Here is a 7,713-nt window from a genome sequence, read left to right on the forward strand (position 1 = left end):
GGCTACCAGGCCTTCCGGGCGACCGTCGACGCCGATTGGCAGCAGGCGCCGCTGCCGCTCGAGGTCATCGTCCGAGCGAGCACCCCGGGCCTCGCATGACCCGCGTGGTCCTGGCCCCCGACAGCTTCAAGGGCACGATCACGGCGGCGGATGCTGCGGCATCCCTCGCCGAGGGGTGGGCGTCGGTCGACCCCGCCGCCGACTTCGTGCACCGCCCGATGGCCGACGGCGGAGAGGGAACCGTCGCCGCGTTCGCCGCAGCGGTCGCCGGTGCCCGCTGGATGCCCGTCGTCGTCGATGGTCCCGCCGGAGTGCCGGTCGAGACGAGCTGGCTGCTGCTGCCGCCCTCGGCGGAGGCCCCCGGTGGCACCGCGGTCGTCGACCTCGCCTCGACGTCGGGCATCGAGCTGCTCGATGAGCTGCGCCCGTGGCACGCCGACACCACCGGCTTCGGCCAGGCGATCGCCGCTGCCCTCGACCACGGAATCACGCGGCTGGTGGTCGGCATCGGCTCGAGCGCATCGACCGACGGCGGCACCGGGATGCTGTCGGCACTCGGTGCCCGATTCGTCGACGACTCCGGTGCGTCGGTCGCTCCCGGCGCCCGAGGACTCGCAGACATCGCGTCGGTCGACCTCAGCGCCCTGCGCACCCCGCCGCACGTGCGCGTGCTCACCGACGTCACGAATCCGCTCGTCGGCCACCGCGGAGCCGCCGCGGTGTTCGGCCCGCAGAAGGGCCTCACCGGCACCGACATCCCGCAGGTGGATGCCGAGCTGGCCCGACTCGCCGACCTGCTCTCGCTCGACCCCGCCCTGCCCGGCAGCGGTGCAGCAGGCGGCACCGGCGGCGCGCTGGTGGTGTGGGGTGCGACGCTGGCGCCCGGCGCAGCGGAAGTGGCCGAGCTCATCGGACTCGCGGATGCGATCGCCGACGCCGACATCGTCATCACGGGTGAAGGGTCGTACGACGGTCAGTCCGGAGACGGCAAGGTCCCCTCGTTCATCGCGGGCCTCGCCGCCGCGACCGGCGCCACGACCCTGCTCGCGGCGGGGCGTATCACGGCCGACTCCGACACCGCGCTTTTCGCGGCATCCGCATCGCTCACCGAGATCGCCGGATCATCGGACGCCGCGCTCGCCGAACCCGCCCGCTGGTTGCGTGAGGCCGGAGCGCTGCTCGCCCGCTCGGTCTGACCCCGCCGCCTGCAGCCCACCCGGCCCTGCGGTGGTCACAAACGCATCCGAGATCGCGGTTTCCGGTGGTTCTTCGACCACGCACGTCTGTGCGGTCCCGGGTAGCGCGAAACCTCGCCCTGCGGTGGTCAGAAACGCATCCGAGATCGCGGTCCGGATGGTTCTTGACGACACACTTCTGCCCCCACACGCGCGACGTGCGGGGGCAGAAGTCAGACCGAAGGGCGGGCGCCTCAGCCGCCGAGGGCGGCCCACACGACGGCGCGGGCCTCGGCCTGCACCGCGGCGAGATGCTCGGGGCCGCGCAGGCTCTCGGCGTACAGCTTGTAGACGTCTTCCGTGCCAGAAGGGCGGGCCGCGAACCAGGCGTGCTCGGTCTGCACCTTGAGGCCGCCGAGCGCCGCACCGTTCCCGGGAGCGTGCGACAGCTTGGCGGTGATCTCCTCACCGGCGAGGGTCGTCGCCGAGACGGCATCCGGGGCCAGCTTGCCCAGCGTCGCCTTCTGCGCGGGCGTCGCCGGGGCGTCGACCCGCTGGTAGGCCGACGATCCGAACGCCTGCTCGAGCTCGGCATAGCGCTCCGACGGGGTCTTGCCGGTCACGGCGATGATCTCGGCCGCGAGCAGGCACAGCAGGATGCCGTCCTTGTCGGTCGACCAGACGGTGCCGTCCTTGCGCAGGAACGACGCTCCGGCCGATTCCTCGCCGCCGAACGCCACCGAGCCGTCGAGCAGGCCGGGCACGAACCACTTGAAGCCGACCGGCACCTCGAGCAGGCGGCGTCCGAGTGACTCGGCGACGCGGTCGATGATCATCGACGAGACGAGGGTCTTGCCGATCGCGGCGTCGCGCGGCCACTCGGCGCGGTGCGAGAACAGGTAGTCGATCGCGACGGCCAGGTAGTGGTTCGGGTTCATCAGCCCGGCGTCGGGGGTGACGATGCCGTGGCGGTCGGCATCCGCGTCGTTGCCGGTGAGCACGTCGTAGTCGCCCTTCTTGGCGACGAGCGAGGCCATCGCCGACGGGGATGACGGATCCATGCGGATCTTCTCGTCCCAGTCGAGCGTCATGAAGCGCCAGGTCGGGTCGACCTCGGGGTTCACGACGGTCAGGTCGAGGTCGTGCACCTCTTTGATGAGCGCCCAGTACTCGACGGATGCGCCGCCCAGCGGGTCGGCGCCGATGCGCACCCCGGCCGTGCGGATCGCGTCGAAGTCGATGATCGTCGCGAGGTCGCGCACGTAGGCGTCACGGAAGTCGTAGCCCGGCAGGGCATCCCAGTCGATGTCGGCGAACCGCTCGCGCTTGACGTCGACGAGGCCCGCGGCGATCAGCTCGTTGGCGCGGTCGGCGATCCAGCCGGTCGCATCGGTGTCGGCAGGTCCGCCGTGCGGCGGGTTGTACTTGAAGCCGCCGTCGCGGGGCGGGTTGTGAGAGGGGGTGACGACGATGCCGTCGGCGCGGCCCGCGGCATCCGGTGCGAGATCGCGGTTGAAGGTGAGGATCGCGTGGCTGAGCGCGGGCGTCGGCACCCACGCGTCGCGCGAGTCGACACGGACGTCGACGCCGTTCGCGACGAGCACCTCGATGGCGCTGCGCTCGGCGGGCAGCGAGAGGGCGTGGGTGTCGCGGCCGAGGAAGAGCGGACCCGTGATGCCCTGGCTCGCGCGGTAGTCGACGATCGCCTGGGTCGTGGCGAGGATGTGGTTCTCGTTGAAGCTCTTCGTCAGCGACGAGCCGCGGTGGCCGCTCGTGCCGAACGCGACCCGCTCGGCGGCGACGCCGGGGTCGGGAACGCGATCGTAGTACGCGGCGATCAGCTCGTCGACATCGATCAGATCTGATTCTTCGGCTGGTAGACCGGCACGGCTCGTCATGCAGACAGTCTGCCCCCATCTCGGCATCCGCGCATCTTCTGAGGGCTCGGAGTTGCCCTAAGGTGAAACGCGTGACTGAACGCCGCACCTACAGCTATCTCGGCCCTGCCGGAACGTTCACCGAAGCGGCGCTCGAACAGGTCGCCGAGGCGCGCGGACAGGACTGGCGTGCCGTGCACAATGTCGGCGAGGCTCTCGCCGACGTGCTCGAGGGGCGCAGCGACGCGGCGATGATCGCGATCGAGAACTCCGTCGAGGGCGGCGTCTCGACCACGCAGGATGCTCTGGCGACGCTGCCCGGCCTGCGGATCGTCGGCGAGTACCTGGTGCCGGTGAACTTCGTGCTCGTGGCTCCCCGGGGCACCACGTTGGCCGACGTGCAGGTGATCGCCGCGCACCCCGTCGCCTACGCGCAGTGCCACTCCTGGCTCGGCGAGCATCTGCCGACGCACTCGCACGTGCCGGCGGCGAGCAACGTGGCATCGGCGATCGGCATGCTCGACGGCGGTCTTCCCGCGCAGGCGGCCATCGCAGCCCCCGGCGTCGTGAAGCACCTCGACGTCGACGTGCTGGCCGAGGACATCGGCGACAACGCCCAGGCCGTCACGCGCTTCGTGCTCGTCACCCGCACCACCACGGCACCGGCTCCGACCGGCGCCGACAAGACCTCGCTGATCGTCGAACTGCCCAACGATCACCCGGGTTCGCTCCTCGAGATGCTCGAGCAGTTCTCGACCCGCGGCATCAACCTCTCGCTGATCCAGTCGCGTCCGATCGGCGACGAGCTCGGCCGCTACCGATTCGTGCTCGACGCCGACGGGCACATCGAGCACGAGCGCATGGCCGACGCCCTGCTCGGCATCCGCCGCTTCAGCCCCCGCGTCGTGTTCCTCGGGTCGTACCCGCGGGCCGACCGGCAGATCGTGCAGTACCCCGAGCGCTACTCCGACGACATCTTCGTCGAAGCGCGCGATTGGCTGCGCGGCATCCTCTCGGGCGAACCCGAGGCGTGACCCAGGCGCGCGCAGAAGCCTGAGACGGGCACGCAGCGCGCGGATTCAGACCGCGGCGCTGACCTGCACGAGCGCCCGCTTGAACTCGGGCATCGCCGAGTGCGGATCGACCTGGTCGCTGGTGAGCAGATTGGCGCTCTCGGCATCCGCGTAGTGGAACGGCAGGAACACCGTGTCGGGCCTGATGTCGTGCGTCAGTTCGGCCCGCGCCTGCAGTGCGCCGCGGGAGTTCGAGATGCGGATGCCGTCGCCCTCGCCGATCCCGTGCCGGCGTGCCGTGGCGGGGTGCAGCTGCGCGACGAGCGCGGGCCGCTTCTCGGTGAGCTCGGGGATGCGGCGGGTCTGCGCGCCGCTCTGATACTGCTCGAGCAGGCGTCCGGTGACGAGGTTGAGTCGGTCGCCGCTCGCGGTGGGATGGGTGCGGGCGCGCACCGCCACGAGCTTCGCGCGCCCGTCTGCATGGGCGAACCGGTCGGCGAACAGGCGCGGGGTCCCGAGGCTGCCCACGGGGAAGGGCCAGTGCGCCTCGATGCCGAGGTCGAGCAGTGCATGGCTGAGGCCCGAATAGTCGGCGCGGCCCCCGGCAGACGCCCGGGCGAGCTCGTCGAACACCTCTGACGGGTCGAGGCTCCAGGTGCCGGGCGCGTCGAGGCGACGGGCGAGCTCGGCCATGATCCAGAGCTCGCTGCGGGCTCCGGCGGGGGCGTCGACGGCTCGACGGCGGCGCAGCACCCGCCCTTCGAGGTTGGTCATCGTGCCCTCCTCCTCGGCCCACTGCAGCACGGGCAGCACGATGTCGGCGGCCTTCGCGGTCTCCGAGAGGAAGAAGTCCGACACGACGAGCAGGTCGAGCCGGCCGAGCGCCTCGCGCACTGTGGAGACGTTCGGTGCCGAGACGAAGACGTTCGAGCCGTGCACGAGCAGCGCGCGCACGCCACCGGGCAGCCCGGCGCTCTGCAGCAGCTCGACGGCGGGCACGCCGGGGCCGGGCAGGTCGTCGGGGTCGACGCCCCACACCGCCGCGACCGAGGCGCGGGCGGCCGGGTCGGTGATCGACTGATAGCCGGGAAGCTGGTCGGCCTTCTGGCCGTGCTCGCGCCCGCCCTGCCCGTTGCCCTGCCCGGTGAGGGTGCCGTAGCCGCAGCCCGGGGTGCCGGGCAATCCCAGCAGCAGGGCGAGGTTGATGGCCGCGGTCGCGGTGTCGGTGCCGTCGACGTGCTGCTCGACCCCGCGCCCGGTGAGGATGTACGTCGAGTCGGAGCGCGCCAGGGTGCGCGCGAGATCACGGATGCTGCGCGCCGGCACCCCCGTGACGGTCTCGGCGCGTTCGGGCCACCAGGCCGCGACCGACTGGCGCAGCGCATCGATGCCCGAGGTGCGCTGTCGCACGTAGCCGGAGTCGAACAGCTCCTCGGCGATCACGACGTGGGTCAGGGCGAGCAGCAGCGCGAGGTCGGTGCCGGGCACGGGCTGCACGTGGATGCCGGCGCCGTCGGCGCACAGCCGCGCCGTCGAGCTGCGGCGCGGGTCGACCACGATGAGGCCGCCGCGCGCCCTGGCGCCCTGCAGGTGAGAGACGAACGGGGGCATCGTGTCGCCGACGTTCGAGCCCAGCAGTAGGACGGTCTCGGCCGTGTCGAGGTCGGTCAGGGGGAACGGCAGGCCGCGGTCGATGCCGAACGAGCGGTTCGCGGCGGCCGCGGCCGACGACATGCAGAAGCGCCCGTTGTAGTCGATGCGCGAGGTGCGCAGGGCGATCCGGGCGAACTTGCCGAGCTGGTAGGCCTTCTCGTTCGTGAGGCCGCCCCCGCCGAAGACGCCGATCGCGTCGGCTCCGTCTTCGTCTGCGATCCGGCGCAGGTGCGCGGCGATCAGGTCGAGCGTCGTGTCCCAGTCGGCCGGATGCAGTTCGCCGTCGTCGCCTCGCACGAGCGGAGTGGTCAGGCGCCCGGTGTCGGCGGGCAGCTCGGCCGAGGTCCAGCCCTTCTTGCACAGGCCCCCGCGGTTGGTGGGGAAGTCGCGGCCGGCGACGGCCACCGGCAGCGCATCGCCGATCGTGGGGGTGAGAGTCATCGCGCACTGCAGTGCGCAGTAGGGGCAGTGGGTGTCGGTCATGCGACGGCTCCCACGTGCGCGTGCAGCAGCTCGGTGATGCGTGCGCGGCATCCTCCGCATCCGGTTCCGGCGCGTGTGCATGCGCCGATCTCTGCGACCGATCCGCATCCGTCGTCGATCGCGTCGTCGATCTGCCCGACGGTGACGGCGTTGCAGATGCAGAGGGTGGCGTCGCGGCCGGCGGGTGCCACCGCGTCGGCATCGGGATCGTCGAGACGCAGAAGCAGCGATCGGTCGGCGGGCAGCTCGCCGGCCCGCAGATACAGCACGCTCAGCTCGGCGGCGGCCCGCGGCATGCCGACCGCCACGAATCCGGTGAGGATGCCGTCGCGCGTCGCCATCTTCACGTATGTGCCGTGTTCGGGATCGGCCCACACCGCGATGCCGGGGGCGTCTTCCCCGGCCGGAACGGGCGCGAACGGATCGGCCGACACATCGCCGGCCGACGCGATGTCGACCAGTTCGCCCTTGAGCACGACGACCCCGGGCTGCTCGTCGGCGAACGCGCCCGCATCGTCGTCGGCGCCGCTGAGCTCGGCGGCGATCGCCGCGGCGAGCCAGCTGGCCTGACGCCAGCCCGGCCCGACCAGGCCGTGCGGGCCACCCGGCACCTGTCTTTCGTGCAGGTGGTCTGTGGGGTCGGCGGCATGCGCGCAGTCGCCGATCGCATGGATGCGCGGATCCGACCACGACCGCAGCGAGCTGTCGACGAGCACGCCGTTGCCCACGCGAAGACCTGCGGCCTCGGCGAGTTCGGTGCGGGCTCTGACGCCGCACGAGAGCACGAGCAGGTCGCCCTCGATGCGCTTGCCGTCGGAGCTCGCGAGGGCACGGAACCGGCGGACGCCGTCGTCACCTTCGACCCCGATCACGCCTTCGGCGCGGGTGTGCGGCACGAGCGTGACACCGGCGGAGGCCAGTGCGGTCGAGAGGATCGATGCCGAGCCGCGGTCGAGCTGGCGCGGCATGGGCATCGGGCCGAAGTGGGCGACAGACGGCACGGCGCCGGCGTCGGCCAGCAGCATCGCGAGTTCGATCCCGAGCACACCGGCGCCGAGCACCACGACTCGGCCGCCGCGCTCGACCACGGCGCGCACCTGCTCGGCATCCGACAGATCCCGCAGCACGCAGACACCGGCAGTGAGGCTCGTGTCGAGACCCGTGCCGTCGGGGCCGAGCGTCTCGAGGCCCTCGAGCGACGGGATGAGCGGCCGCGCCCCGGTCGCGAGCACGAGCCTGTCGTAACCCACCTCGGATCCGTCGGCGAGCAGCACGCGCTGCGCGTCTCGGTCGATGCGTTCGACCCGAGCGCCCAGGCGCAGATCCACCCCGGGAAGCGAGGATGCCGTCGCCAGAGTCAGTTCCGCGGCCGTCGCCTCGCCCACCGCGAGCTCGGCGATCAGCACCCGGTTGTATGGATCCGCCGTTTCGGCGCCCAGCACGGTCACCGTCGCCTGCCCGCCGGAGACCAGCGGCAGGAGCTCTTCGGCGAACCGGATGCCGCCCGGACCC

The 7,713-nt window shown here is 71.9% G+C and carries 5 protein-coding genes; 2 read left to right on the forward strand and 3 right to left on the reverse strand.

Annotation, left to right across the window (positions count from 1 at the left end):
* The first annotated feature begins 95 nt into the window (after positions 1-95).
* A complete protein-coding gene (locus J7E68_RS14470) occupies positions 96-1,196 on the forward strand; it encodes a glycerate kinase (protein ID WP_215173696.1) in 1,101 nt (366 codons plus the stop codon).
* Positions 1,197-1,429: 233 nt separating this feature from the next.
* Here J7E68_RS14470 and pgm read toward each other — a convergent pair whose 3' ends face one another.
* A complete protein-coding gene (pgm, locus tag J7E68_RS14475) occupies positions 1,430-3,073 on the reverse strand; it encodes a phosphoglucomutase (alpha-D-glucose-1,6-bisphosphate-dependent) (RefSeq protein ID WP_215173698.1) in 1,644 nt (547 codons plus the stop codon).
* A 62-nt stretch (positions 3,074-3,135) separates the two neighbouring features.
* Here pgm and pheA point away from each other — a divergent pair, with 62 nt between their 5' ends.
* On the forward strand, positions 3,136-4,086 hold the full coding sequence (gene pheA / locus J7E68_RS14480) for a prephenate dehydratase (RefSeq protein ID WP_215173700.1): 951 nt from the start codon (positions 3,136-3,138) through the stop codon (positions 4,084-4,086).
* A gap of 45 nt (positions 4,087-4,131) precedes the next feature.
* On the opposite strand, the gene J7E68_RS14485 is transcribed toward pheA, so the two are convergent.
* Positions 4,132-6,201 (reverse strand): molybdopterin oxidoreductase family protein, encoded by a 2,070-nt coding sequence (locus tag J7E68_RS14485; protein WP_215173702.1) that lies wholly within the window; start codon positions 6,199-6,201, stop codon positions 4,132-4,134.
* On the reverse strand, positions 6,198-7,713 hold a 1,516-nt coding region (locus J7E68_RS14490), incomplete at its 5' end, for an FAD-dependent oxidoreductase (RefSeq protein ID WP_251049016.1). The genes J7E68_RS14490 and J7E68_RS14485, both read right to left, overlap by 4 nt.

Source organism: Microbacterium sp. ISL-103, from assembly GCF_018613995.1.
Lineage (GTDB): Bacteria > Actinomycetota > Actinomycetes > Actinomycetales > Microbacteriaceae > Microbacterium.